This window comes from Pseudomonas sp. SWRI81 (genome assembly GCF_014268545.1).
Lineage (GTDB): Bacteria > Pseudomonadota > Gammaproteobacteria > Pseudomonadales > Pseudomonadaceae > Aquipseudomonas > Aquipseudomonas hamedanensis.
In genome coordinates this window covers 24,172-50,042 of record NZ_JABWQS010000044.1, presented here as the reverse complement: position 1 = coordinate 50,042, position 25,871 = coordinate 24,172, and the positions used below count along the sequence as shown (strand labels likewise).

General features: G+C 58.4%; 27 protein-coding genes. 15 read left to right on the top strand and 12 right to left on the bottom strand.

The window, feature by feature from the left end:
- Together HU765_RS22330 and HU765_RS22325 are read left to right on the top strand one after the other, a co-directional pair.
- Window positions 1-603, top strand: a 603-nt coding sequence (locus HU765_RS22330) for an RHS repeat-associated core domain-containing protein (protein ID WP_276569401.1), incomplete at its 5' end; no start/stop codon positions are given.
- Window positions 604-605: 2 nt separating this feature from the next.
- Entirely contained in the window at window positions 606-1,004 is a 399-nt protein-coding gene (locus HU765_RS22325) for a hypothetical protein (RefSeq protein WP_186623019.1), read from the top strand.
- Between the two features lie 123 nt (window positions 1,005-1,127).
- Here HU765_RS22325 and HU765_RS22320 read toward each other — a convergent pair whose 3' ends face one another.
- Together HU765_RS22320 and HU765_RS22315 are read right to left on the bottom strand one after the other, a co-directional pair.
- The gene (locus tag HU765_RS22320) at window positions 1,128-1,763 is read right to left on the bottom strand and encodes a lytic polysaccharide monooxygenase auxiliary activity family 9 protein (RefSeq protein WP_186623017.1); all 636 of its coding nucleotides are present in this window, start codon (window positions 1,761-1,763) and stop codon (window positions 1,128-1,130) included.
- A gap of 221 nt (window positions 1,764-1,984) precedes the next feature.
- Window positions 1,985-2,422 (bottom strand): hemerythrin domain-containing protein, encoded by a 438-nt coding sequence (locus HU765_RS22315; protein WP_186623015.1) that lies wholly within the window; start codon window positions 2,420-2,422, stop codon window positions 1,985-1,987.
- 151 nt (window positions 2,423-2,573) lie between these two features.
- On the opposite strand from HU765_RS22315, the gene HU765_RS22310 reads away from it, so the two are divergent.
- Window positions 2,574-2,999, top strand: a complete 426-nt coding sequence (locus tag HU765_RS22310) for a GNAT family N-acetyltransferase (RefSeq protein ID WP_186623007.1) — start codon at window positions 2,574-2,576, stop codon at window positions 2,997-2,999.
- A gap of 106 nt (window positions 3,000-3,105) precedes the next feature.
- On the opposite strand, the gene HU765_RS22305 is transcribed toward HU765_RS22310, so the two are convergent.
- On the bottom strand, window positions 3,106-3,456 hold the full coding sequence (locus HU765_RS22305; RefSeq protein WP_186623005.1) for a hypothetical protein: 351 nt from the start codon (window positions 3,454-3,456) through the stop codon (window positions 3,106-3,108).
- Between the two features lie 102 nt (window positions 3,457-3,558).
- On the opposite strand from HU765_RS22305, the gene HU765_RS22300 reads away from it, so the two are divergent.
- The 7 genes from HU765_RS22300 to HU765_RS22270 all read left to right on the top strand — a co-directional run bounded on the left by HU765_RS22300 (window position 3,559) and on the right by HU765_RS22270 (window position 7,451).
- Window positions 3,559-3,888, top strand: coding sequence for a DUF6388 family protein (locus tag HU765_RS22300; RefSeq protein WP_186623003.1), 330 nt, complete (start codon window positions 3,559-3,561; stop codon window positions 3,886-3,888).
- Window positions 3,889-3,984: 96 nt separating this feature from the next.
- On the top strand, window positions 3,985-4,377 hold the full coding sequence (gene tusD, locus HU765_RS22295; protein WP_186623001.1) for a sulfurtransferase complex subunit TusD: 393 nt from the start codon (window positions 3,985-3,987) through the stop codon (window positions 4,375-4,377).
- A 1-nt stretch (window position 4,378) separates the two neighbouring features.
- Window positions 4,379-4,735 carry a sulfurtransferase complex subunit TusC gene (tusC, locus tag HU765_RS22290; protein ID WP_186622999.1) on the top strand — a complete coding sequence of 119 codons (357 nt, stop codon included), beginning with the start codon at window positions 4,379-4,381 and terminating at the stop codon, window positions 4,733-4,735.
- The gene (gene tusB / locus HU765_RS22285) at window positions 4,735-5,028 is read left to right on the top strand and encodes a sulfurtransferase complex subunit TusB (protein ID WP_186622997.1); all 294 of its coding nucleotides are present in this window, start codon (window positions 4,735-4,737) and stop codon (window positions 5,026-5,028) included. Before tusC ends, tusB begins: the two co-directional genes overlap by 1 nt.
- A complete protein-coding gene (locus HU765_RS22280; RefSeq protein WP_186622995.1) occupies window positions 5,025-5,360 on the top strand; it encodes a TusE/DsrC/DsvC family sulfur relay protein in 336 nt (111 codons plus the stop codon). Before tusB ends, HU765_RS22280 begins: the two co-directional genes overlap by 4 nt.
- Window positions 5,357-6,358: a glycosyl transferase family protein gene (locus HU765_RS22275; protein ID WP_186622993.1), complete on the top strand. Its 1,002-nt coding sequence runs from the start codon at window positions 5,357-5,359 to the stop codon at window positions 6,356-6,358. The genes HU765_RS22280 and HU765_RS22275 overlap by 4 nt, the downstream gene beginning before the upstream one ends.
- 91 nt (window positions 6,359-6,449) lie before the next feature.
- Complete coding sequence (locus tag HU765_RS22270; protein ID WP_186622992.1) at window positions 6,450-7,451, top strand: glutathione S-transferase family protein; 1,002 nt, start codon at window positions 6,450-6,452, stop codon at window positions 7,449-7,451.
- Between the two features lie 112 nt (window positions 7,452-7,563).
- Here HU765_RS22270 and cysG read toward each other — a convergent pair whose 3' ends face one another.
- The 6 genes from cysG to HU765_RS22240 all read right to left on the bottom strand — a co-directional run bounded on the left by cysG (window position 7,564) and on the right by HU765_RS22240 (window position 15,242).
- Window positions 7,564-8,958 carry a siroheme synthase CysG gene (cysG, locus tag HU765_RS22265; protein WP_186622991.1) on the bottom strand — a complete coding sequence of 465 codons (1,395 nt, stop codon included), beginning with the start codon at window positions 8,956-8,958 and terminating at the stop codon, window positions 7,564-7,566.
- Entirely contained in the window at window positions 8,959-10,239 is a 1,281-nt protein-coding gene (gene serS, locus HU765_RS22260; RefSeq protein ID WP_186622990.1) for a serine--tRNA ligase, read from the bottom strand. It lies immediately after the preceding gene.
- A 15-nt stretch (window positions 10,240-10,254) separates the two neighbouring features.
- Complete coding sequence (gene crcB / locus HU765_RS22255; protein ID WP_186551821.1) at window positions 10,255-10,629, bottom strand: fluoride efflux transporter CrcB; 375 nt, start codon at window positions 10,627-10,629, stop codon at window positions 10,255-10,257.
- On the bottom strand, window positions 10,629-11,951 hold the full coding sequence (locus HU765_RS22250; RefSeq protein WP_186551820.1) for a replication-associated recombination protein A: 1,323 nt from the start codon (window positions 11,949-11,951) through the stop codon (window positions 10,629-10,631). The genes crcB and HU765_RS22250 overlap by 1 nt, the downstream gene beginning before the upstream one ends.
- A 195-nt stretch (window positions 11,952-12,146) precedes the next feature.
- Window positions 12,147-12,767, bottom strand: a complete 621-nt coding sequence (gene lolA, locus HU765_RS22245) for an outer membrane lipoprotein chaperone LolA (protein ID WP_186551819.1) — start codon at window positions 12,765-12,767, stop codon at window positions 12,147-12,149.
- A gap of 66 nt (window positions 12,768-12,833) precedes the next feature.
- The gene (locus HU765_RS22240) at window positions 12,834-15,242 is read right to left on the bottom strand and encodes a DNA translocase FtsK (RefSeq protein ID WP_186551818.1); all 2,409 of its coding nucleotides are present in this window, start codon (window positions 15,240-15,242) and stop codon (window positions 12,834-12,836) included.
- A 518-nt stretch (window positions 15,243-15,760) separates the two neighbouring features.
- On the opposite strand from HU765_RS22240, the gene aat reads away from it, so the two are divergent.
- The 3 genes from aat (at window position 15,761) to infA (ending at window position 17,537) form a co-directional block, all read left to right on the top strand.
- A complete protein-coding gene (gene aat / locus HU765_RS22235) occupies window positions 15,761-16,441 on the top strand; it encodes a leucyl/phenylalanyl-tRNA--protein transferase (RefSeq protein ID WP_186622989.1) in 681 nt (226 codons plus the stop codon).
- A 57-nt stretch (window positions 16,442-16,498) separates the two neighbouring features.
- Entirely contained in the window at window positions 16,499-17,206 is a 708-nt protein-coding gene (locus HU765_RS22230; RefSeq protein WP_186622988.1) for an arginyltransferase, read from the top strand.
- A gap of 112 nt (window positions 17,207-17,318) precedes the next feature.
- Window positions 17,319-17,537, top strand: a complete 219-nt coding sequence (infA, locus tag HU765_RS22225; RefSeq protein ID WP_002553999.1) for a translation initiation factor IF-1 — start codon at window positions 17,319-17,321, stop codon at window positions 17,535-17,537.
- Between the two features lie 911 nt (window positions 17,538-18,448).
- On the opposite strand, the gene clpA is transcribed toward infA, so the two are convergent.
- The gene (gene clpA, locus HU765_RS22220; RefSeq protein ID WP_016775266.1) at window positions 18,449-20,719 is read right to left on the bottom strand and encodes an ATP-dependent Clp protease ATP-binding subunit ClpA; all 2,271 of its coding nucleotides are present in this window, start codon (window positions 20,717-20,719) and stop codon (window positions 18,449-18,451) included.
- A gap of 30 nt (window positions 20,720-20,749) precedes the next feature.
- On the bottom strand, window positions 20,750-21,133 hold the full coding sequence (gene clpS / locus HU765_RS22215) for an ATP-dependent Clp protease adapter ClpS (RefSeq protein ID WP_011334948.1): 384 nt from the start codon (window positions 21,131-21,133) through the stop codon (window positions 20,750-20,752).
- A 224-nt stretch (window positions 21,134-21,357) separates the two neighbouring features.
- Between clpS and HU765_RS22210 the strand changes: the two genes are divergently transcribed.
- On the top strand, window positions 21,358-21,639 hold the full coding sequence (locus tag HU765_RS22210) for a cold shock domain-containing protein (RefSeq protein ID WP_186622987.1): 282 nt from the start codon (window positions 21,358-21,360) through the stop codon (window positions 21,637-21,639).
- Window positions 21,640-21,723: 84 nt separating this feature from the next.
- On the opposite strand, the gene icd is transcribed toward HU765_RS22210, so the two are convergent.
- Window positions 21,724-22,980 (bottom strand): NADP-dependent isocitrate dehydrogenase, encoded by a 1,257-nt coding sequence (gene icd, locus HU765_RS22205; RefSeq protein ID WP_186622986.1) that lies wholly within the window; start codon window positions 22,978-22,980, stop codon window positions 21,724-21,726.
- Between the two features lie 481 nt (window positions 22,981-23,461).
- Between icd and HU765_RS22200 the strand changes: the two genes are divergently transcribed.
- Window positions 23,462-25,687, top strand: coding sequence for an NADP-dependent isocitrate dehydrogenase (locus tag HU765_RS22200; protein WP_186622985.1), 2,226 nt, complete (start codon window positions 23,462-23,464; stop codon window positions 25,685-25,687).
- Window positions 25,688-25,871: the final 184 nt, after the last annotated feature.

The following is a 25,871-nucleotide window of genomic DNA, read 5'->3' as shown; positions in this document are numbered from 1 at the left end:
CCGAGGTTGGGAAGGTATCTGACCCCGGATCCGGTGAAGCTGGCCGGTGGGTTGAATCAGTACCAGTACGTGCCGAACCCGACGGGGTGGGTGGATCCGTTGGGGTTGACGTCCAGTTGTCCGCCGCCGAATAAGCCTGGGTGCGCGGTGCCCGGTGATGTTACTGGCGCCAAGGTTGATGAGGGCGAAGCAAATGTTCCGTCTCTCAAGCAAGAAAAAGATTATCTTTATAGAGGAGATAAAAAGCACTTTAAAGAAATCTTTGAGAATGGCTTCAAACGAAAAGGTGAAAGCACCGACTTATTACTTCACGCCATGGACAGTAATAATCCGCCGAGCTACTTTATTAGTACTTCACCATCAAAACTGACCGCTATTGGATTTGGTACCAACGGCAAAACAAGAAAAGGCTACCTTTACACACTTCGAAAAATTTTAGGCATTGACGTAAATAAAGAGCTTGGAAATTTAGCTCCTTTCGCAGACGAAACCGAGATCGCAATACCGGGAAGTATACATACAGGAGACATAATAGGCGCGACCCCCTTAAATAAGGATGGGAGCTACGTTGGTTACTCCATACCTAACCCAAACAGAGATTAACAATGGATCAAACTCAAATCACCCTAATAGTCAATGGAGCCAAGGAGCAAGCCATCCTTAGATATGACGCTGCCCATGGACTCATAAAACTTCTCATGACTAATGGGTTTAAAAAGCGATATGAGGCCAACGACCTATATCTATGCTTGGCAAAAATCCGCGAGGACCATCCTGATATTGTATTTTTATGCAAGGGTGCCAAGCTTAATGTAACCCCATCAAGAATGTGCTCTCAAATGAGCGGCGGTGCTATTGCCTATGAATTAAAATGGGGCAAACCTGCAACTTTTGATGACATCGTGCAAATATTCGCCTATGAAGATGAAAATTTATCTAAAAACTTGAAAGAACAACAAGATTACTACAAAAAATGGCTTACCTCTCTGCAAAATCCGCTGTAACCCGGACACAATGTCAGTTTGAAGGTTTAAAAAAGCCCGGCAGCGCTACCGGGCTTGTATCTGCAACTAACCAGCGCTACATGCTCCAATGATTCGGAACAGTCAGGCTAGGAAGCAGCGTCACTATTTAAAATCCACATCAAACGCCTGATAAAACGCATTCCCGGTATTGGCGACGATCCACATCAGCACAATGACGTGATGCCCCTTCTTGTTCGCAGGCAGTTTCACTTCGTGGTCGACTTTGGCCTTCAGTTCGTCCGCATGGCTGTAATACGGCACTTGGGGATAGAAGTCCTCGAAGAAGGGTGCCGCTTCCAGTTGCGCGCGGGTAATGCGTTGCTGTGGATCCCAGCCATCCTTGGTGATCAGCCAACGATATCCGCGGGTGGTGTGCGGTGCGGTGTAGACCCAGCTGACCTTGAAGATCTGGCCCGGATCGACGTTAAGCAGCGGCCAGGTGAACGGGCGAGCGAGCTTGGTGCTCATCTCGGTATGGGTGTAGTTCACGCAATCGCGTGCATCGGTCTTGCCGCCGCTGAGAATGTAGCCGTCGGCTGGCGGCGCGACGCTGTCAGCGTCTGTGTCGAAGGGCTGCGGGAACGGTCCGGCCGCCAACGCCGGAAAGTTCTTGCCACCTTCCATTTCGTTGACTTGCCAACCGCCGAGCAAGCCGAGGTCAATGGCCACTGCGCCGCGACTCGCTGGCGAAATAACGCGACCGTGTTTCAGTTGGGTCTGTGCAATTGCCTGATTCATGTTTTTCACTCCGTTGATTTAAGAACTCTCCTTCCCGAGGAGAGGCCTTCAAGCTAACGGAGGCAGTTTTTTTGTCCATCGGCGCTTTTGTCGCAGGTTGATCGGCCGGAAAGGCAGATCGCCGAAAATACTGGATGGATAACCAGCTACTTCGGCGACTTCGCACTCGTTATGTAGCTAATCGCGTACACGTTGAATTGATGAAATCGCGCCTGATTGATTCAAGCCAGTTTTGCCTGATATTCCTTTTCGTACTGCCCGGCGAGTTGCACTTTCTGTTTTTCGTCGAGCAGCTTGCCGGCCATCTGGAAGAATTTATGCTCTTCCTCCTCAAGGTGATGATGGACCTTGTCCGACAGCTTTTTTGCCGTGGCCAACCATGCCGCGCTCGACATCTCGGTTTCGTCGAGTTCTTCCATCATCTCGTCCATTTCATGATGCTCGGCAATGGCGTGGCGGCTCAGATCAACGCCTTCGTCGATTTCCATCAACGGAATGTAGAAGTGCCGCTCTTCTGCGGTTTCGTGCGCTTGCAGTTCAGCTTTCAGCTGTTTGTAGGCTTCGACCCGTTCAGGGCTGTCGCCGCTGGTCGCGATCAGCGCCTTGGCGTAACTGCGCTGGCGCTCGTGGCTTTCGCGCAGGGATTCAAAAATATTCAAGGGGGTTTCCTCATCAATCGCGCTCAGGGAAAGACGCGGTAAAAGCTAGACCGCGGCGCTTGATTGACGGTTCCGCTTGTTTATCGAGGGGCTTGGAGCCACCTGCCCGAACACGGTAGGCTGGGCCTTCAATTACACAAGGAAGTCATGCATGAATTTGCGTATCGAGTTGACGCAGAGCCCTACCGAAGAACAGCGCCAAGCCATTCTCCAACCATTGATTGAATACAACGATGCGAAGACCGGAATATCGAAAACCGAGCCGTTCGCCTTGATGGTCAAAGATGAGTATGGCGCGATACTGGGCGGTTTGTACGGGCGAGTGACTTTGCGCTGGATGTTCATCGATTTGTTGTCAGTGCCGGAACAAGGTCGCGGACAGGGGATTGGCTCCCAGTTGATGGCACAGGCAGAAGCATTGGCCAAAGACAAGAATTGCTACGGAATCTGGCTCGATACCTTCGACTTTCAGGCTCCGGAATTCTACAAGAAGTTGGGCTTCAGCCAGTTCGGAGAGATCGTTGACTACCCACCGGGGCACAAGCGGCATTTTTTCCAGAAGCGGCTTATCGATTGATATGTTCCGCCGCCTTCGCGAGCAGGCTCGCTCCACAGGTTCTGTGGCATTCACCTATGTGGGAGCGAGCCTGCTCGCGAAAAGCGCCAGCCGCTTCAGCACCTGATCAGAGACAGGTTGCCAGAGCCGCCAAACGCCGCTTGGCGACGAAATCATCCTGCTGGGCGTAGTAGTTCAACGTTGTGCCGGATGCCTCGGTGATCACATCGACAAACGATTCTGCCGAACGCGTATACACCGTCGTGCCGCCCGGCTTGCGCGGTTCCAGATAGGCCGCCGCATCGACGCCAAATACCGCTTCGTCCTGCCAGCCGAACTGTACGCACTGGGCGACGACTTTCTCAGGCTTGTCCGAGGTCAACACCTTGTAGGGGCTCTTGGTGCGAGCATCGTCCATCACCGAACCTGCGCAACCGGCCAGCAGGACCGTCACCAGCGCTACCATCAGCATTCGCATTGCATTTGCTCATTCAGAAAAAAGCGGACTGTAGCACTGCAAAGCGAGAATTCGTTCTGCTTTACTGTTTTTATACGGCCACCGGTCCCACGAGGAAAATACATGGCGCCTAGCGACCAGCGACATGAACACGCGCTGAAACTGTTTCTCGACGCGCACCCCGAACTGCGCGAAACCCTCGATCATCTCAATCCGCTGCTGGCCCAGGCCAAGGGAGAAACCCAGGCGCAATACCGCGAAGAACGACTGCATGAAGCGTTTGAAGCCGAAGCGGAGAGTCAGGGATTGTTTGCCTGGGAGCTGACGCTGCAACTGACGGCTGATTCGCCTGAGGAATATCAGGCGCAGCGTCTTGAGGTACACCGGGAAGTGGCGGAGATGGCGGGGATGGACTGGCTCGAATATTGCGACTTGTACGGCATCACCCCGTAGGCCCCACCCCACGCTAATGGGTCATAGGCAACCTGGATTTCGCGGCGCGACTGATAAAGCTTTATCATGCCCGCAGTTTTGCTGATCGAGTCCGTCATGAAATTCGCCATTGCGCTGTTTTCCGCCGCCCATGCGCCCTCCTCGCGCCGTGCCCTGCTGTTTGCCCAGGCCGCGCTGGCCGGGGGGCATGAGATTGTCCGGCTGTTCTTTTATCAGGACGGCGTCTTCAACGCCTGCGATGCAGTGGTAACGCCGCAGGACGAGCTGGACTTGCCCAAGCAGTGGCGCAGTTTTATCAGCGAGCAGAAGCTGGACGGTGTGGTGTGCATCGCCGCCGCTTTGCGCCGTGGTGTATTGAATGAAGAAGAAGCCAAGCGTTACCAGCGCGAGGCGATTTCACTCAGCGCGCCGTGGGAATTGTCGGGCCTCGGCCAACTGCACGACGCCGTGCAAGACGCTGATCGCCTGATCTGCTTTGGAGGTGCATAAGATGGCCAAGTCCCTGCTGATCATCAGCCGACAGTCGCCGTGGTCCGGCCCTGGCGCTCGCGAAGCGCTGGATATCGTGCTGGCCGGCGGCGCCTTCGATCTGCCGATCGGCGTGCTGTTTCTCGATGATGGCGTGCTGCAACTGGCCGCCGGTCAGAACGCCAAGGCCCTGCAACAGAAGGACCTCAGCGCCAATCTGCAAGCGCTGCCGATGTTTGGTGTCGAGGAGCTGTTCTATTGCGCCGAAAGCGGCAATGCTCGTGGACTTGGAAAACGGTCGCTGGACGAAGCACAGCCGCTGACCACCGAGCAAATCACCGCCCTTATTGACCGTTACGACCAGGTGATCACCCTCTGATGTCGACTTTGCATGTGTTGTCCCATTCCCCGTTCGGCGATGATCGCTTGAACAGTTGCCTGCGTGTCATCGGCAGCGCGGATGCATTGCTGCTATGCGGTGACGCAGCCTATGCGTTGCAACCGGGCACGGCGCCATTCGCCGCGCTGCAAGCCTGTGCGCGCAAACGCTACGTCCTGGCCGAAGATGCCCAGGCTCGCGCCATCGAGATTCCCGACTGGGCGGAAGCCATCGACTACGCGACCTTCGTCGCACTGTCGATCCATCACGACAAGGTCAACAGTTGGCTATGAATCGCATGACCGTAGGCGGCCGTAGCATCGAACTCGACAAGGACGGCTTTCTTGTCGAACTGAGCGACTGGTCGGCCGAGGTCGCCAGCGCCCTCGCCGCTGCCGAAGACCTTGAGCTGACGCCCGAACACTGGGAAGTCCTCGAACTGCTGCGCAGCTTCTACGAAGAATTCCAGCTGTCGCCGGCCACGCGGCCGCTGATCAAGTACACCGCGCTGAAGCTCGGTCCGGACAAAGGCAACAGCCTGCACCTTAACCGACTGTTCAAAGGCACCCCTGCCAAACTCGCCGCGAAACTGGCGGGCCTGCCCAAACCGACGAATTGCCTATGACCGACTATCCAGCGCTGACCCTCGACACACCCGCCGAACACCCGTTCGCGCAGTTCGTGCGCATTCTTGGCAAGGGCAAGCGCGGTGCCCGCGACCTGACCCGAGCCGAAGCGCGGGAAGCCATGGGCATGGTGCTCGACGACAAGGTCGAGGACACCCAGCTCGGCGCCTTTCTGATGCTGCTGCGGCACAAGGAAGAAAGTGCCGAGGAAATGGCCGGTTTCACCGAAGCCCTGCGCGAACGCTTGCAGGCGCCGGCGCTGAACGTCGATCTCGACTGGCCGACCTACGCCGGCAAGAAACGCCATCTGCCGTGGTATCTACTGGCGGCCAAGTGCCTGGCGCAGAACGGCGTGCGTATCTTCATGCACGGTGGCGGCGCGCACACGGCCGGACGGCTTTACAGCGAGCAATTGCTCGGCGCGTTGAACATCCCGTTGTGCCGCAACTGGCAACAGGTCGGTACCGCGCTGGATAACGGCGGTCTGGCCTTTATGCCGCTGGTGGATTGGGCACCGCCGTTGCAGAAAATGATCGACCTGCGCAATACCCTGGGCCTGCGCTCGCCGATCCACTCGCTGGCGCGGATTCTTAATCCGCTGGGTGCACGCTGCGGGCTGCAAAGCATTTTCCACCCCGGCTACCAGGCGGTGCATCGTGATGCCAGCGGTCTGCTCGGCGATACGGCAATTGTGGTCAAGGGTGATGGCGGCGAAATCGAAATCAACCCGGACGCTACCAGCCATCTCTACGGCACCCGCGGCGGTCAGAGCTGGGATGAAGAATGGCCACAGTTGTCAGCGCAACGCCACGTCAAACCCGCATCGCTGGACATCGAACAGTTGAAAGCCGTGTGGCGCGGCGATGTCGTCGACAGCTACCCGCAAATGGCCTTGATTGCGACCATGGCCCTCGCCCTGCGCGGCCTCGGTCAGGATCGTGAACTGGCCTTTGCAACCGCCGAGCAGTATTGGGCGGCACGCAACACATCGATCTAACCGATCATTAACGCCCGATCTTTGCGCTTTTTGTTCGAACTCATCGGAATAGACTCGGCTCCAACGATTATCGGTTTACGGAGTCTTGATCATGGGTTTACTCGTCGATGGCCACTGGCAGGACAAGTGGTATGAAAGCAGCAAGGACGGCGCGTTCCAGCGCGAACAGGCGCAACGCCGCAACTGGGTGACTGCTGACGGTCAGGCCGGGCCGAGCGGCGAAGGCGGTTTCGCCGCCGAAGCGGGGCGCTACCACCTCTACGTGTCCCTCGCCTGCCCTTGGGCGCACCGCACGCTGATCCTGCGCAAACTCAAAGGTCTGGAAAGCCTGATCGACGTATCCGTGGTCAGTTGGTTGATGCTGGAAAACGGCTGGACCTTCGACAAGGCGCTGGGCTCGAGCGGCGACCGTCTCGACGGTTTCGACTTCATGCACGAGCGTTACACCGCTGACACGCCTGACTACACTGGCCGCGTCACGGTGCCGGTGCTGTGGGACAAAAAGCTCAAGCGCATCGTCAGCAATGAATCGGCGGAGATCATCCGCATGTTCAACAGCGCGTTCGATGGTCTCACGGGCAATGATCTGGATTTCTACCCGGCGCCGTTACGCAACGAGATAGACGCGCTGAACGAGAGGATCTATCCGGCGGTTAACAACGGTGTTTACCGTGCCGGCTTCGCCACCTCTCAGCAGGCCTATGAACAAGCCTTCGATGAAGTGTTCGCCGAGCTGGATCATCTGGAGCAACTGCTGGGCGCCAATCGTTACCTGAGCGGGGAATACCTGACTGAGGCCGATGTGCGCTTGTTCACCACCATGATTCGCTTTGACGCCGTGTATCACGGGCACTTCAAGTGCAACCTGCGGCGCATTGCCGACTATCCGAACTTGTCGAACTGGCTGCGCGAAATGTATCAGTGGCCAGGGATTGCCGAGACGGTAGATTTCCAGCACATCAAGCATCACTACTACGGTAGCCACAAGACCATCAACCCGACCGGGGTGGTGCCGAAGGGGCCGGAGCAGGATTTCACCGTGGCGCATGATCGGGCGCGGTTGATTGGGCAAGGGGTTTGGCACCGGGGTTGATCCGGGGCGTGGGTAAATTTCAAAGGCCCATCGCGAGCAAGCTCACTCCTACAAGGGGAACGCATTCCAATTGTAGGAGCGAGCCTGCTCGCGAAGGGCAGCGACTCGGTCCTCAGACCTGCGCCTGAGCCCCTTCAAACCACGCCAGTTTCTCGCGCAGCTGCACCACTTCCCCAACGATCACAAGCGTCGGCGCATGCACTTCATGCTCCGCCACCAGTCGCGGCAGGTCGGCCAGCGTGCCGGTGAATACTCGCTGATTGACCGTGGTGCCTTGCTGAATCAGGGCCGCCGGGGTATCCGCGGAACGGCCATGCTTGATCAACTGCTCGCAGATGATCGGCAAGCCCACCAGGCCCATGTAGAACACCAGCGTCTGCGCCGGAGCCACAAGGTCGGCCCATGGCAGATCGGTTGAGCCGTCCTTCAAATGGCCGGTGACAAACCGCACGGACTGCGCATGATCGCGATGGGTCAACGGAATCCCGGCATACGCCGCGCAACCGCTGGCCGCCGTGATTCCCGGCACCACCTGGAACGGAATGCCGTGGGCCGCCAGTTCTTCGATCTCTTCGCCGCCACGACCGAAGATGAACGGATCACCGCCCTTCAACCGCACCACGCGTTTGCCGGCCTTGGCCAGGTCGACCAATTGCTGGTTGATCTGATCTTGCGGCACGGCGTGTTCGGAACGACGTTTGCCGACGTACACGCGCTCGGCGTCACGACGGCACAACTCCAGAATCGCCGGCGCCACCAGGCGGTCGTACAGCACTACATCGGCTTGCTGCATCAAACGCAGCGCACGAAAGGTCAACAGATCCGGATCGCCCGGCCCGGCACCGACCAGATAAACCTCGCCGGTGGTGACCATGGGTTCGCCATCCACCTTGGCTTGCAACAGGCGTTCGGCCTCGGCGCCCTGCCCGGCCAGTTGCCGATCGGCGATCGGCCCCTGAAACACATCCTCCCAGAAGCCACGGCGCTGCTGCACATCCGGAAACAGGGTTTTCACCTGGTTGCGAAAACGCGCGGCAAGTCCGGCCAGTTGACCGTAGGTCGAGGGAATCCAGGTTTCGATCTTGGCGCGAATCAGACGCGCCAGCACCGGCGCATCGCCGCCGCTGGACACTGCAATGATCAACGGCGAGCGGTCGACAATTGCCGGGAAGATCACGCTGCACAACTGCGGCGCATCGACCACGTTCACCGGCACGCAACGTCGATGCGCATCACTGGAAACCTGTGCGTTAAGCGTTTCATCGTCGGTGGCGGCGATGATCAGCGCGCAACCGTCCAGATCCGCCTCCACGTAACCGCGCAACAGGCACTCGCCAGCGGAGGCGACGACCAGTTCGCGCAGTTGCGTTTCGATTTCAGGTGCGACCACCCGCAGCAGCGCACCGGCATCGGCCAGCAGGCGGGATTTGCGCAAGGCAATCTCCCCCCCGCCGACAACCAACACACGACTGCCGCGCAGGTTGTGAAACAGCGGCAGATATTTCATTTAACCGATGACCTCAAGGCCGCCCATGTACGGCTTGAGCACGTCCGGGACGCGGATCGAACCGTCGGCCTGCTGATAGTTTTCCAGCACGGCAACCAGGGTACGGCCGACCGCCAGGCCGGACCCGTTCAAGGTGTGCACCAGTTCCGGCTTGCCGGTTTCCGGGTTGCGGAAGCGCGCCTGCATGCGACGGGCCTGGAAGTCGCCGCAGTTGGAGCACGAGGAAATTTCGCGGTACTTGTCCTGGCTCGGAATCCACACTTCCAGGTCGTAGGTCTTGACCGCGCTGAAGCCCATGTCGCCCGTGCACAAGGCCAGGGTGCGGTAAGGCAGACCGAGCAGTTGCAGGACTTTTTCGGCGTTGGCGGTCAGGCCTTCCAGCGCTTCCATCGATTGCGACGGCTCGACGATCTGGACCATTTCAACCTTGTCGAACTGGTGCTGGCGGATCATGCCGCGAGTGTCGCGACCCGACGCACCGGCTTCGCTGCGGAAGCACGGGGTGTGGGCGACGAACTTGATCGGCAGCAGTTTCGAATCGACGATTTCGCCGGCGACAATGTTGGTCAGCGACACTTCGGCAGTCGGGATCAGGTACAGATCGGCTTCGCCTTCGCGAGCGATCTTGAACAGGTCTTCTTCGAACTTCGGCAACTGGCCAGTGCCTTGCAGTGCCGGGGCTTGCACCAGATAAGGCGTGTAGGCCTCTTCATAGCCATGTTCGTTGACGTGCAGGTTGATCATGAACTGCGCCAGTGCACGGTGCAGACGGGCGATCGGGCCACGCAGCAGAGCAAAGCGGGCGCCGGACAGCTTGGCGGCAGTCTCGAAGTCCAGCCAGCCGAACTTCTCGCCCAGGGCGACGTGGTCTTTCACTTCGAAATCGAATTGAGTCGGGGTGCCCCAGCGGCGCACTTCGACGTTGTCGTCTTCGTCTTTGCCGACCGGCACCGACTCGTGCGGCAAGTTCGGAATACCGAGCAGGATCGAATCCAGTTCGGTCTGGATCGCGTCCAGCTCGACTTTACCGGCGCTCAGCTCGCCCGCCATGCGCTCGACGTCCGCCATCAACGGCGCGATGTCTTCGCCGCGCTGCTTGGCCTGACCGATGGATTTGGAACGCGCGTTACGCTCAGCCTGCAGTGCTTCGGTGCGGGTCTGGACGGTCTTGCGCTGTTCTTCCAGCGCTTCGATGCGCGCGGTGTCCAGGGCATAGCCACGGGAAGCCAGGCGGTCCGCTACGTCCTGAAGGTTGCTACGTAACAGTTTGGAATCGAGCATGTCGGTTTCTCGTTATCAAAGTTTGGTCAGGGACAGGCCGGCCCACGTCGCGAGCAGCCCGCCGAATACGCTGAGTGCCGCGTAGCCCAGGGCCAGCAACACCTGCCCGCTTTCGAGCAGGCGCACCGTATCCAGTGAAAAGGATGAAAAAGTTGTCAGCCCCCCAAGGAAGCCGACCATCAACCCGGCACGCACCTCGATCGGCACCTCCGGGCGTATCAAAAACAGGCCGTACAACACGCCAATCAGCAGACAGCCCACGATATTAACGGCCAGCGTCGCGGTATAGAAGTGCCGCGGCCAATTGGCGCTGACCCAATTGCCAGTGGCGAAGCGCAACAAGGTGCCGGCCACGCCGCCGACCGACACCGCAACGATCAATGGAAGCACTATTTTCTCCGCTGTCGAGGGCTTAAACGGTCGAGTTGGGCAAGGTGGTTGAGCTTCTCGCCGATTTTCAGTTCCAGGCCACGCGGCACCGGTTGGTAGAACGGGATCGGCTCGAGTTCTTCCGGGAAATAATCTTCACCGGCGGCGTAGGCATCCGGTTCGTCGTGGGCATAACGGTATTCGTCACCGTAACCCAATTGCTTCATCAGTTTGGTCGGCGCGTTGCGCAAGTGCAGCGGCACCTCCAGCGAGCCGTGTTCGGCGGCGGCACGCAGGGCGGTTTTGAAGCCCATGTACACCGCGTTGCTTTTCGGCGCGCAGGCCAGATAGGTGATGGCCTGCGCCACGGCCAGTTCACCTTCCGGACTGCCGAGACGCTCCTGCACTTCCCACGCCGCCAGGCACAGACTCAGTGCGCGCGGGTCAGCGTTGCCGATGTCTTCGCTGGCCATGCGCACCACGCGCCGGGCCAGGTACAGCGGATCGCAACCGCCGTCGATCATCCGCGCAAACCAGTACAACGCACCGTCGGGATTGGAGCCACGTACCGATTTGTGCAGCGCCGAGATCTGGTCATAGAACGCTTCGCCGCCCTTGTCGAAACGCCGCCGGGTGTCGCCGAGCAGACTTTGCAGCAGCTCGGTGCCGATTTCGCTGTTGTCTTCGGCCAGGTCCGAGGCGTTTTCCAGCAGGTTGAGCAGGCGCCGGCCATCGCCATCGGCGGCTGACAGCAGCATCTGGAAGCCTTCGTCGTTGAGCGTCAGGTTGCGCTTGCCCAGGCCGCGCTCTTCAGTGAGCGCGCGGTGCACCAGTTTGCGCAACGCCGCTTCGTCGAGGCTTTTCAGCACGTAGACACGCGCGCGCGACAGCAGCGCGTTGTTCAATTCGAACGAAGGGTTTTCGGTGGTGGCGCCGATGAAGATCAGCGTGCCGTCTTCAACATAAGGCAGGAACGCGTCCTGCTGCGACTTGTTGAAGCGGTGCACCTCGTCGACGAACAGAATCGTGCGCTTGCCGTACTGGCCGGCCTGCTGTTTGGCGATTTCAACGGCCTGACGGATTTCCTTGACCCCGGCGAGCACCGCCGAGACCGTTTCGAAGTGTGCGTCGGAAACTTCCGCGAGCAACCGCGCAAGTGTAGTCTTGCCCACACCCGGCGGTCCCCAGAAGATCATCGAATGCAGGGCACCCTGCTCCAGCGCCTCGCGCAGAGGCTTGCCGCGAGCGAGTACATGCTCCTGACCGACGTACTCATCCAGATTGGCCGCACGCAAACGCGCGGCCAGCGGCTGGGCTATCGGTGCACTGCGAAACAGATCCATCACGTAGCGTTGAAACCTCGAATTTTTCGAATACTGTGCAAAACTCTGTGGCGAGGGGATTTATCCCCGTTGGGCTGCGAAGCGGCCCCAAAAGCGACGACTGCTGCGCAGCCGAACGGGGATAAATCCCCTCGCCACAATAGCCCCTCAATAGCAGGCCCACACCACAAAGGCCCTGACACAAGGGGCTGGGGTTTATTCCTGGATGACGTCGGCACCCTTGGGGATGTCGAACTTGAACTTCGATGCCGGTACAGCTTCGTTGGCTTTCACCCCGGTGAACAGGATATTGGTGCGTTGGCCAACGCTGTCAATCAGTTGCATGTCATTGAGCAGACCGTTGCGAAACGACAGGCGCAGGTTGTCGAACAAGGTGTCCTTGGTCTTCGGCTTGAGGGTGAAATCGATCACGCCGCCCGCCTCTTTCGCGCTGATGTCAAAGCTCTGGCTGATCTTCGACACGTCGCCGGAGAGCAGCAATGCCGGGGTCTGGGTCAGGCGCTCGTCGAGCTTCTTGATGGTCGCCTGTTCCAGGTCCGGGTCCCACAGGGTGACTTTCTTGCCATCGGAGACCATGGTCTGCTCGGCCGGGGCGTTGGTGTGCCAGTAAAACAGGCCCGGACGCTGCAGGGTCATGTTGCCAGTGGTTTCCTGCAATTGCGTGCCGCTGCCGTCGAGGGTCAGCTGCGAGAAGTTCGCGCTCAGGGTCTTGGATGTTTCCAGCAATTGGGTCAGACGGGCTACGTCTTTTTCATCGGCGTGAGCGGTGAGCGCGGTCAGCGCCAGTACTGGCAACAGCATGCGGATAAGACGCATGGGAGTCCTCTTGAATACTCGTGGGAGAGTGGCGGAACCTCATTGTCCCGCCGCTTGCTTGGCAAATCAGTCGCGCACCGGGCCTGGCGCCAGGACTTCGCGCGAACCATTGGTGTTCATCGAGGTGACGACCCCGGCCATTTCCATGGCTTCGATCATCCGTGCGGCGCGGTTGTAGCCGATCTTCAACTTGCGCTGGACAGCGGAAATCGAGGCGCGACGGCTTTCCAGCACGAACTGCACCGCCTCGTCATACAGCGCATCGGCTTCAGGATCATCGCCGTCGCCGCCACCGCTGCTGCCTTCAAAGCCGCTGCCTGCCTCTTCGACACCGTTGAGGATGTCGTCGTTGTATTCCGGCGCGCCGCGCAGTTTCCAGGCTTCAACCACACGATGCACTTCATCGTCGGAAACGAACGCACCGTGAACCCGGATCGGCAGGCTGGTGCCCGGCGGCATGTAGAGCATGTCACCGTGACCGAGCAACTGCTCGGCGCCGCCCTGGTCGATAATGGTCCGCGAGTCGATCTTGCTCGATACCTGGAACGCCATACGGGTCGGGATGTTGGCCTTGATCAGACCGGTGATCACGTCCACCGACGGCCGCTGGGTCGCTAGAATCAAGTGAATCCCGGCCGCACGGGCCTTCTGCGCAATACGGGCGATCAGCTCTTCAACCTTTTTACCGACGATCATCATCATGTCGGCAAATTCATCGACCACCACAACAATGGTCGGCAGTTTCTGCAGCAGTGGCGCTTCGTCGTGGATGCTTTCGCGCTTGTACAACGGATCGCTCAATGGCTCGCCGGCATCCTGCGCTTCCTTGACCTTGGCGTTGAAGCCGGACAGGTTACGCACGCCCATCTTCGCCATCAATTTATAACGCCGTTCCATCTCGGCGACGCTCCAGCGCAAGGCGTTGGCGGCATCCTTCATGTCGGTCACCACCGGACACAGCAGGTGCGGAATGCCTTCATAAATCGACAGTTCGAGCATCTTCGGGTCGATCATGATCAGCTTGGCGTCTTCCGGGCCGGACTTGAACAGGATCGACAGGATCATCGCGTTCACGCCCACCGACTTACCGGAACCGGTCGTACCCGCCACCAGCAGGTGCGGCATCTTCGCCAGGTCGGTAATCACCGGTTTGCCGCCAATGTCGTGGCCCAGCGCCAGGGTGACCGGCGACTTGAAGTTGTCGTACTCCGGCGTCGACAGCACTTCGGAGAAGCGCACGATCTGCCGGTCTTCGTTGGGAATTTCAATACCGACGGTGGTCTTGCCCGGGATCACTTCAACGACCCGCACACTGGTCACTGCCAGCGATCGCGCAAGGTCTTTTGCCAGGTTGGCGATACGGCTGACCTTGACGCCGGCGGCAGGCTGAATTTCGTAACGGGTAATCACCGGGCCCGGGTGGATCGAATCCACGGTGACCTCGACGCCAAACTCCTTGAGCTTGATTTCGAGCAAATGGCCGACCGCAGCCAGGGATTCCGGCGAATAGTTGAGCTGTTTCTTTTCCGCAGGATCAAGGATCGAGATCGGCGGCAAGGTGCCTTCGACGGCGCTGTCGACAAACAACGGCGCCTGCTTCTCTTTCTGCACGCGCTTGCTTGGCTCGGGGGCTTTGGCCGGGGCCGGCGCAATGACCGGCGGGACCTGCTTCTCGCGATCGGACATGTGCTTGCTCAGGGCTTGCTCACGCTCGATCAGGCGTTCCTTGACCTTGGCCTGCTCACGCTTGTCGGTAACGGTCGGCGCGACCACATCGTGCACGCGGTCATCGACCTCACGCAATTGCGCGACCAATTGTTTGCGCTCGGTGCGCGCCGTCCACCAGCGGTTGAGCGCGCTCTGGAACAATTCGAACAGGTCGAGCGTGATCTTGCCGGTGATGTCCATCACCTTGAACCATGACAGATCGGTGAACACCGTCAGGCCGAACAGGAACAGCGCAATGAACAGCAACGTGCTGCCCTGAATATTCAGCGCATTCTTCGCCAGGTCGCCTAGGCTTTCGCCCAGCGCCCCACCGGCGCCGGCGGGCAGACCGGTCGCGGCATGGAAATGGATGTGGGCCAGCGCAGCCCCGGACAGCACCAGAAATACCAGGCCGATCAGCCGCCAGGAGAACAGCCAGCCGCTCCACTGCCATGGCTCGTGGCGCTGACGGAAGATCTGATAGGCCTTGATCGCCAGCAAAAGCGGAAAGATGTAGGCGAAGTAACCGAGCACCATGAACAGGATATCGGCACTGTAGGAACCCGCCGGGCCGCCGAAATTCTGTACGTCGTCGATCTTGCTGTTATGACTCCAGCCTGGATCGTCCTTGCCGTAGGTCAGCAAGGCCATCATCAGGAACAGACACAACGCGCCGATGGCGATCAATGCACCTTCCTTGAGCCGGTAGTGCAGTTGCTGACGCCAGAGCGGAACGACTGTTTTTGGTGCTTCGGTGGATTTCTTCAAAACGCTTCTTTTCCTGCGCCCGAGGCGCGTCCATCTATTGAATGACAAAAAACTGCCCAATCCAGGCAGGTAAAAAGTAAACGGGCACAACCGAGACTACTTTTAACACTGTGCGGCGGCTTTTATAAACACAGCGATAGGCGCGGCGCGCAGCAAATATCTGTAACAGCCCGGCATTGTACGGGTTTGTACGAGCGTTACCATGCTTGCAGCCCAGTGTTGAGCATAGCCAAGCGTACACAAACTGCGGTCCAATTTGATCATGCATTGTCTTTTGTGACAAAGGCTTATGAGGTGTATTTGATGAACGTAGCGAAGCCTGCGACCGCGTCCTGCTTGCCACGCTGAATCGGCACACACCCGATGATCGCTTACGACCACAGCCGACACCCCGAGTTGCACCACGATGCAGGTGCAGGCAGGCTTGCATGCAGGACATCTCGGGCGATTCGCGGCACACTTGTTCGCGGGCCCAAAACGCCCCTGACCGCCCTCCCCTTCTGCAAAGCCTGGATGCCATGCTGACTTGGTTACAACGTAATTCACTGACTTTTCCGCCACTGGAAAAAGCCATGCGCGACCCCAACGGCCTGCTCGCCGCGGGTGGCGACCTGTCCGCCGATCGGCTGATACAAGCTTATCGCCATGGTTGCTTTCCGTGGTTCTCAGAAGGCCAGCCGATTTTGTGGTGGTCGCCGAATCCGCGTACGGTGCTGTTTCCCGACGAACTGCACGTTTCGCGCAGTCTCGGCAAATTGCTGCGCAAGCAGCGTTACCAGGTGACCTTCGATCAGGATTTCGAGGCCGTGATCCGCGCCTGCGCCGCGCCACGGGATTACGCCGACGGCACCTGGATCACCCAGGCCATGCAGGACGCTTACGTTGAATTGCACCGACGCGGCTTTGCCCATTCGGTCGAGGTCCGCGATCAGGGCGAACTGGTCGGCGGCCTGTACGGCCTGGCGATGGGCCAGTTGTTTTTCGGTGAATCCATGTTCAGTCGCGCCGACAACGCCTCGAAATATGGCTTTGCCACGCTGGTGCAGCACTTGAAGGACTCCGGATTCGTGCTAATCGATTGCCAGATGCCAACCGATCATCTGCACAGTCTCGGCGCCCGGGCGATTCCGCGCCAGGAATTCGCCGACTATCTGGCCCGACACCTGGATCAACCCAATCGCGCGACCTGGGTTTGCTGAGCGACTTTCGCGCGCGTGGCTTACACTTAATTCACCAGCTTATCCCGAGGGTTGATCATGACCGAGTTGGCGCGGTTGAAGTTCTATGCCACTCAGCCTCACTCTTGCAGTTATCTGCCCGAGGAGCAGGCCACGACCCTGTTTCTCGATCCCAGTCAGCCCATGGATGTGCATGTCTACGCAGACCTGTCGGAGATGGGCTTTCGTCGCAGTGGCGACCATTTGTACCGGCCGCATTGCCAGAATTGCAATGCCTGCGTGCCTGCGCGCATTCCGGTCGCGCAGTTCAGTCCCAATCGTCAGCAGAAGCGTATTTTCAAACGCAACGCCGATTTGCAGGTACGCCCGGCCAAGCCTCAGTTCAGCGAAGAGTATTTCGACCTGTACCAGCGCTATATCGAACAACGTCACGCCGACGGCGATATGTACCCACCGAGCCGCGATCAATTCTCGACTTTTCTGGTGCGCGACCTGCCCTTCTCGCGCTTCTATGAGTTCCGACTCGACGGACGGCTACTCGCGGTGGCGGTGACCGATTTGCTGCCGAACGGTTTGTCGGCGGTGTATACCTTTTACGAACCCGAGGAAGAACGTCGCAGCCTTGGCCGTTTCGCCATCCTCTGGCAGATCGGTGAGAGCCAGCGCCTTGGCCTCGAAGCGGTCTACCTCGGTTACTGGATCAAGAATTGCAAAAAGATGAATTACAAGACGCAATATCGGCCCATCGAACTGCTGATTAATCAGCGCTGGGTCGTCTTCAACTAATCCCACCGCCTAAACCCCTTGGCGTAAACCCCATTTTTCGGGCACAATGCACGCCGCTTTTGCCTGGCGCAGTTGCACCGGGCCATTCATTGGATACCGAGGGCTTTACTGCATGTCGAAAGAAGACAGCTTCGAAATGGAAGGCACTGTCGTCGACACCCTGCCCAACACCATGTTTCGTGTGGAGTTGGAAAATGGGCACGTCGTAACCGCGCATATTTCCGGCAAGATGCGCAAGAACTACATTCGTATTCTTACCGGTGACAAAGTGCGCGTCGAGCTGACGCCCTATGATTTGAGCAAAGGGCGGATCACTTACCGCGCTCGTTAATCAAGTCAATACAGAACGCCCGGGTTATGCCGGGCGTTTTTGTATGTGCGATTTGGGTTTTGGCTTGAGTGTTGGGTGTATATCCGTTGCTGCGGTAACGGCTGCTCAGGGTTCCGCCCTTACGGCGGGTCACCTTTTCCAAACGCCGAAAAGGTAACCCAAAAGGCTTTGCCCCGGCGTTCGGCCCGCTCGCTGGGGCTCGGGGTTCCTTCGTTACGGGATCGATCCGGGCGCAGCGTCTCCGGTTTGCTTCGCTGCACCTCCTCTCACTGTGTACGACTTCGTCGTACGGTCGCTGCGCTCCCACGCCCGGGTCGATCCCGTAACGAAGCCTGCCGAAGGGGCGAAAGGTCAAAAGCCAGAGCAAAAGCAGAAGCAGAAGCAGAAGGCAGAGCAAAAGATCGCAGCCTTCGGCAGCTCCTACAGTTGGATCGTTTGTATCTGGTAGAAATATGTTGGCCGGCTGGCCGCCATCGCGAGCAGGCTCACTCCTACAGAAAATCAAAAGCGAACCGCAGCCGCTTTTCACCACTCAACACAATGAGCGTTAGCTCGAGTAAGGCTTTTGATCTTGATCCACGGGCGACGTCGGAAGGCTGAGTGGAGGGATTGATCCGGGCGTGGGAGCGCAGCGACCGTCTGGCGCAGCCAGACACAGCGGAAGGAGGTGCAGCGAAGCAAACCGGAGCCGCTGCGCCCGGATCGATCCCGTAACGAAGGAACCCGAGCCTGCGAGGGCCGAACGCAGGAGCTAGCGTTTTTTGCTTACTTTTTTAGGCGCTTGTAAAAAAGTAAGTCGCCGTCAGGCGAAACCGTCAGTGGCCGCTACCGAAGCAACGGATATTCACCCAAAACCCCCAAACGACAAATAACAAAAAGGCGCCCGAAGGCGCCCTCGTGATCCAAGGCCGTCAGGCCATTTCCGCGGTAGTTTCGAAGTCGAACGTCAGTTCCCCGTCCTTGATGTCGATGTGCACCACACCGCCATGCTCGGCCAGCTCACCAAACAGAATCTCCTCTGCCAGCGGACGCTTGATCTTGTCCTGAATCAAACGCGCCATCGGCCGTGCGCCCATTGCCGAGTCGTAACCACCCGCCGCGAGCCAACTGCGCGCCGCATCGGTCACTTCCAGCAACACGCGCTTGTCTTCCAGCTGCGCCTGAAGCTCGGTAAGGAACTTGTCCACCACACTTTTGATGACCTCATGGCTGAGGCGACCAAACTGGATAATGGTGTCCAGACGGTTACGGAATTCCGGCGTGAAGCTCTTCTTGATCACCTCCATCGCATCGGACGAGTGGTCCTGATGGGTGAAACCGATCGAAGCCCGCGCGGCCGTTTCGGCACCGGCGTTGGTGGTCATGATCACGATCACGTTGCGGAAGTCCGCCTTGCGCCCGTTGTTATCGGTCAGCGTACCGTGGTCCATGACCTGCAGCAGCAGATTGAAGACTTCCGGATGCGCCTTCTCGATTTCGTCGAGCAGCAATACGCAATGTGGCTGCTTGGTGATCGCTTCGGTCAACAGACCGCCCTGATCAAAGCCGACATAACCCGGAGGCGCACCGATCAAACGCGATACGGTGTGACGCTCCATGTATTCGGACATGTCGAAACGCACCAGCTCGATGCCCAGCGCCTTGGCCAATTGGCGCGCGGCCTCGGTCTTGCCGACACCGGTAGGCCCTGCGAACAGGAACGAACCGACCGGTTTGTCGGGCGACTTGAGCCCGGCACGGGACAGTTTGATCGCGGTCGATAGCGAATCGATCGCCGCGTCCTGGCCAAACACCGTGAGCTTCAGATCGCGCTCCAGATTACGCAGCAGCTCCTTGTCGGAACTGGTGACGTGTTTCGGTGGAATCCGTGCGATCTTCGCCACAATGTCTTCGACCTGCGGCACTTCGATACGCTTGACGCGCATCTCGACCGGCTGCAGACGCTGGTAGGCGCCCGCCTCGTCGATCACATCGATGGCCTTGTCCGGCATGTGCCGGTCGTTGATATAGCGCGACGCCAGCTCGGCGGCGGCACGCAACGACTCATCGCTATATTCGATGTTGTGGTGCTGCTCGAAACGCCCTTTCAGGCCACGCAGGATACCGATGGTGTCTTCCACCGACGGCTCGACGACATCGACCTTCTGGAAACGACGCGCCAAGGCACGATCTTTCTCGAAGATACCGCGAAATTCCTGGAAAGTGGTCGAACCGATGCAACGAATGTCGCCAGACGACAGCAGCGGCTTGAGCAGGTTGGATGCATCCATCACGCCACCGGACGCAGCGCCCGCACCAATAATGGTGTGGATTTCGTCGATGAACAGGATCGCCTGCGGACGTTTTTTCAGTTCATTGAGCAGCGCCTTGAAGCGCTTCTCGAAATCGCCGCGATATTTGGTGCCTGCGAGCAGAGCGCCAAGATCGAGCGAGTAGACAACCGCATTGGCCAGCAGATCCGGCACCTGATTGTCGACAATGCGCTTGGCCAGGCCTTCGGCAATCGCGGTTTTACCTACGCCTGCCTCGCCGACCAGCAGCGGGTTGTTCTTGCGCCGACGCGCGAGGATTTGCGCGACACGCTCGACTTCCGACTCGCGCCCGACCAGCGGATCGATCCGCCCCTGACGAGCGAGTTCGTTGAGGTTGCTGGCATAAGCATCCAGAGGATTGCCTGAAGAAGAAGACTCACCGCCCTCGTCGTCCTGCATATCTTGTTCACCTTCAGAGTGATCGCCATGCCCAGGCACTTTGGAAATGCCGTGAGCGATGTAATTGACGACATCAATGCGCGCAACGCTCTGCTGTTTCAGCAGAAACACTGCCTGACTCTCTTGCTCACTGAAGATTGCAACCAGCACGTTGGCGCCGGTGACTTCGCGTTTGCCCGAGCTCTGTACGTGGAAAACAGCACGCTGCAGGACACGCTGGAAGCCCAGGGTTGGCTGGGTTTCACGGTCCTCGTCATGAACGGGGATCAATGGCGTTGTGGAGTCGATGAACTCCTGCAGGTCATGCTTGAGTTTGTCGAGGTTTGCGCCGCAGGCACGCAAAACGGTGGCGGCAGCCTCATTATCCAATAGGGCCAGCAGCAGGTGTTCGACGGTCATGAATTCATGACGTTTCGAACGAGCCTCCTTGAAGGCTAGATTGAGGGTGACTTCGAGCTCGCGGTTTAACATAGCTTCACCTCATACCCAAGTGGTCGGCGATTAACCGTCCTTCTCGATTTCACAGAGTAGCGGATGCTGGCTTTCCCTGGCGTACTGGTTGACCTGCATGGCCTTTGTCTCGGCGATGTCGCGGGTAAACACTCCACATACTGCCCGCCCTTCTGTATGGACGGCCAGCATGACCTTGGTCGCCAGCTCGCGATTCAGGTTAAAAAACACCTCGAGCACTTCGACGACGAAATCCATCGGTGTGTAGTCATCATTAAACAAAACCACCTTGTACATCGGCGGCGCCTGTAACGCAGGCTTTGCTTCCTGAACAGCAACGCCTGCCGAATCGTCGTCGTGCTCCTGTGGAAGATCCTTTTGGAGAAGCGGGCGATCCTGATTGAATGTTAGTCGAATCTGGCTGATTGCATGCATGGAAAGAAAGGTTCGTCAGTTGTGCAAATACAGTGGTGGGGGCGATTGCTCACGTTTTCAACTCCGACTGCCCGGTCACCTTGACTATCGGGAAAACGGTGTTACAACCAATAGAGCCCACAGTGGGTAAAAAAGATCCGCGGAGTCAATTCTTTTAACGAATTCGATTGCGGATGTCCTGGATGATACTCCAGCGATGGAGACTGTTGCAGAGGGATTTGAGCATGGCTGTCGGCAAGGTGAAATGGTTCAACAATGCCAAGGGGTTCGGCTTCATCAACACCAATGGCCGTGAAGGTCGCGACGAGGATGGCAAGGACATCGATTTCTTTGCCCACTTCTCGGCGATCGAAATGGACGGGTACAAAACCCTGAAAGCGGGCCAGGAAGTGAATTTCGACATCGTGCAGGGTCCGAAGGGACTGCATGCCGTAGGCATTAAGCCCCTGATCATCAAACCAACCACGGCTTCTGAAAGTGCCGCTGTTGGCGCAGCGATGAGCTGACTGATTCCTGCCTGAATACGCCGAGCAAAAAAAACCGCCTGACTCAATCCATCGAGTCAGGCGGTTTTTGTGTGCCTGCGACTTTTACATATGCGAAATCAAGGCATCCCCGAAGCCTGAAGACGAAACCAGCTTGGCTCCCTCCATCAAACGCTCGAAATCATAAGTAACAGTTTTGGCACTAATCGCACCGTTAGTACCCTTGATGATCAGGTCTGCCGCTTCAGTCCAGCCCATGTGACGCAGCATCATCTCGGCCGAGAGGATCAGCGAGCCCGGGTTGACCTGGTCCTTGCCAGCGTACTTCGGTGCCGTACCGTGAGTCGCCTCGAACATTGCCACGGTGTCGGAAAGATTGGCGCCCGGCGCGATACCGATACCACCCACTTCCGCCGCCAGCGCGTCGGACAGGTAGTCACCGTTCAGGTTAAGTGTAGCGATGACGTCATATTCGGCCGGGCGCAGCAGGATCTGCTGGAGCATGGCGTCGGCGATAGCGTCCTTGACCACAACGTTCTTGCCGGTTTTCGGGTTCTTGAACTGCATCCACGGACCGCCGTCGAGCAGCGTTGCGCCGAATTCTTCGGCCGCCACTTCGTAGGCCCATTCCTTGAAGGCACCTTCGGTGAACTTCATGATGTTGCCTTTGTGCACGATGGTCAGCGAATCGCGATCGTTATCGACCACGTATTGCAGGGCCTTGCGCGCCAGACGCTTGGTGCCTTCGCGGGAAACCGGTTTGACGCCAATGCCGCAGTTTTCGTCGAAACGGATCTTGGTGACACCCATTTCTTCTTTAAGGAATTTGATGACCTTGGTGGCTTCCGGCGAACCGGCCTTCCACTCGATACCGGCGTAAATGTCTTCGGAGTTTTCGCGGAAGATGGTCATGTCGACATCGCCAGGCTTTTTCACCGGGCTTGGCACGCCTTCGAACCAGCGCACCGGACGCAGGCAGACGTACAGGTCGAGTTGCTGACGCAGGGCAACGTTCAGCGAGCGGATGCCGCCACCGACTGGAGTGGTCAGCGGGCCTTTGATGGACACGACGTAATCCTTGACCGCATCGAGAGTTTCCTGCGGCAGCCAGGTGTCCTGATCGTAAACCTGGGTGGCCTTTTCCCCGGCGTAGACTTCCATCCAGGAAATCTTGCGCTTGCCGCCGTAGGCCTTTTCAACAGCAGCATCGACAACCTTGATCATCACCGGACTGATGTCGACACCAATACCGTCACCTTCGATGAAGGGGATGATCGGGTTATCAGGAACATTGAGAGAATGGTCTGCATTGACGGTGATTTTGTCGCCGACGGCTGGAACCTGAATCTTCTTGTAACCCATGCTGAACTCCATTGTTTGGATTGAACATCTGGCTTGCTTCGAGCGTAACCCAGTTAAATCAACACGCAAACCCTATGTTCCGCCACCGCGCACTTCTCGTTTCGTACAAGCCTGAAAGCAAAGGGAAAAGCGCCAAACTCCAGCATTCGTAACGAGTCTTTGCCCAACCCCGCCCTGCGACCTTTAGACCAATGGACGAGAATCGTTGCATATGAACCATCGGCAGATTGCCAGCTACCTATGTATAATGCCGCCCGCTGACCACAGGGTCACGACGGCTGGCCTCTCTAGCACGAGACTTTCCGCCTGATTGGTCGGGTTGTTACCGCAGCCTGACTGCTTGACGCTCTACTGATGCACCCAACATCACCGCGAAGAATCTCGACATTCGGTTCATGGATGACTTTGAACGAACGCGCTTACCCGGCGCCCCTCGAGTTTCTGCGCACGCTTTAGCAAAGAAGAGAGAGTTAATCCGAATATGCCCACCCGCTCGAAGATCATCTATACCTTCACCGACGAAGCCCCAGCCCTCGCCACCTATTCCCTGCTGCCGATCATCGAGGCTTATACGGCCTCGGCCGATATCGCCGTGGAAACCCGCGATATCTCTCTTGCAGCGCGCATCCTGGCCAGCTTCCCCGAGCAACTGGGCGACAAAGCCGTAGCCGACCACCTCGCCGAACTGGGCGACCTGGCCGTTACGCCTGAAGCCAACATCATCAAGCTGCCGAACATCAGCGCTTCGGTGCCACAGCTGCAAGCCGCGATCAAAGAGCTGCAGGCGCAGGGTTACAACCTGCCGGACTACCCGGAAACCGTGACCAGCGACGCCGACAAAGACGCCAAGGCGCGTTACGACAAGGTCAAGGGCAGCGCCGTGAACCCGGTTCTGCGCGAAGGCAACTCCGACCGCCGCGCTCCGCTGTCGGTGAAGAACTACGCGCGCAAGCACCCGCACAAAATGGGCGCCTGGGCCAAAGACTCCAAGTCCCACGTCGCTCACATGAGCACCGGCGATTTCTACGGCAGCGAAAAAGCTGCCCTGATCGACGCCGCTGACGCCGTGAAGATCGAACTGATCGCCAAAGACGGCACCGCTACCGTCCTGAAAGAAAAAACCACCGTTCAGGCTGGCGAGATCCTCGACTGCGCCGTGATGAGCAAAAACGCCCTGCGCGCGTTCATCGCTGCGGAAATCGAAAGCGCCAAGGCCCAGGGCGTGCTGCTCTCGGTCCACCTGAAAGCGACCATGATGAAGGTCTCCGACCCGATCATGTTCGGCCAGATCGTTGCCGAGTTCTACAAAGACGCCCTGACCAAGCACGCTGACGTGCTGGCTCAGATCGGCTTCAACCTGAACAATGGCATCGGCGATCTGTACGCCCGCATCAAGGCCCTGCCTGGCGATCAGCAAGCACAGATCGAAGCGGACATCGCTGCGGTCTACGCCGTGCGTCCGTCGCTGGCGATGGTCAACTCCGACAAAGGCATCACCAACCTGCACGTGCCGAGCGACGTCATCGTCGACGCCTCGATGCCGGCGATGATCCGTGACTCCGGCAAAATGTGGGGCACTGACGGCCAGTTGCACGACACCAAGGCCGTGATCCCGGATCGTTGCTACGCAACCATCTACCAGGCCGTGATCGAAGACTGCAAAGCCAATGGCGCCTTCGACCCGACCACCATGGGCAGCGTGCCAAACGTTGGCCTGATGGCGAAGAAAGCCGAAGAGTACGGCTCGCACGACAAGACCTTCCAGATCAAGGCTGACGGTGTGGTTCGCGTGACCGACAGCAAAGGCACCCTGCTGATGGAGCAGGCAGTTGAAGCCGGCGACATCTTCCGCATGTGCCAGACCAAAGACGCGCCGATCCAGGACTGGGTCAAACTGGCCGTCAACCGCGCTCGCGCAAGCAGCACGCCGGCCATCTTCTGGCTGGACCCGATGCGCGCTCACGACGGCGTAGTGATCGAGAAAGTTCAGGCCTACCTGAAGGATCACGACACTGCCGGTCTGGACATCCAGATCATGGCGCCGGTCGACGCGATGAAGTACACCCTGCAGCGCACCCGCGAAGGCAAGGACACCATTTCGGTGACCGGTAACGTGCTGCGCGACTACCTGACCGACCTGTTCCCGATCATGGAACTGGGCACCAGCGCCAAGATGCTGTCGATCGTGCCGCTGATGAACGGCGGTGGCCTGTTCGAAACCGGCGCCGGCGGTTCGGCGCCGAAGCACGTGCAACAACTGGTTGAAGAGAACTTCCTGCGCTGGGATTCGCTGGGTGAGTTCCTCGCCCTGGCCGCTTCTCTCGAGCATCTGGGTGTGAACTACAACAACCCGAAAGCGCTGGTGCTGTCGAAAACCCTGGACCAGGCCACCGGCCAGTTCCTCGACAACAACAAGTCGCCATCGCGCAAAGTCGGCAACATCGACAACCGCGGCAGCCACTTCTACCTGGCAATGTACTGGGCTCAGGCCCTGGCGGCCCAGACTGAAGACGCTGCACTGCAAGCGCAGTTCGCGACACTGGCCAAGACGCTGACCGAGAACGAGGCAACCATCGTTGCCGAGCTCAATGCCGTTCAGGGCAAGCCAGTCGACATCGGCGGTTACTACCACGCCGACGCCGAGCTGATCAGCAAGGCCATGCGCCCAAGCGCAACCTTCAACGCGGCGATTGCTGCGCTGGTTTAAGGTTGTAGCGCTGTAAACAGACCCCGGCCGAGTGCCGGGGTTTGTGTTTCTGCTGACAACACAAACCCCTTGTAGGAGTGAGCCTGCTCGCGATAGCGGTATACCATTCACCATTAATGGCGACTGATGCACCGCTATCGCGAGCAGGCTCACTCCTACAAGGGATTGGGTTTCAACCAATAGA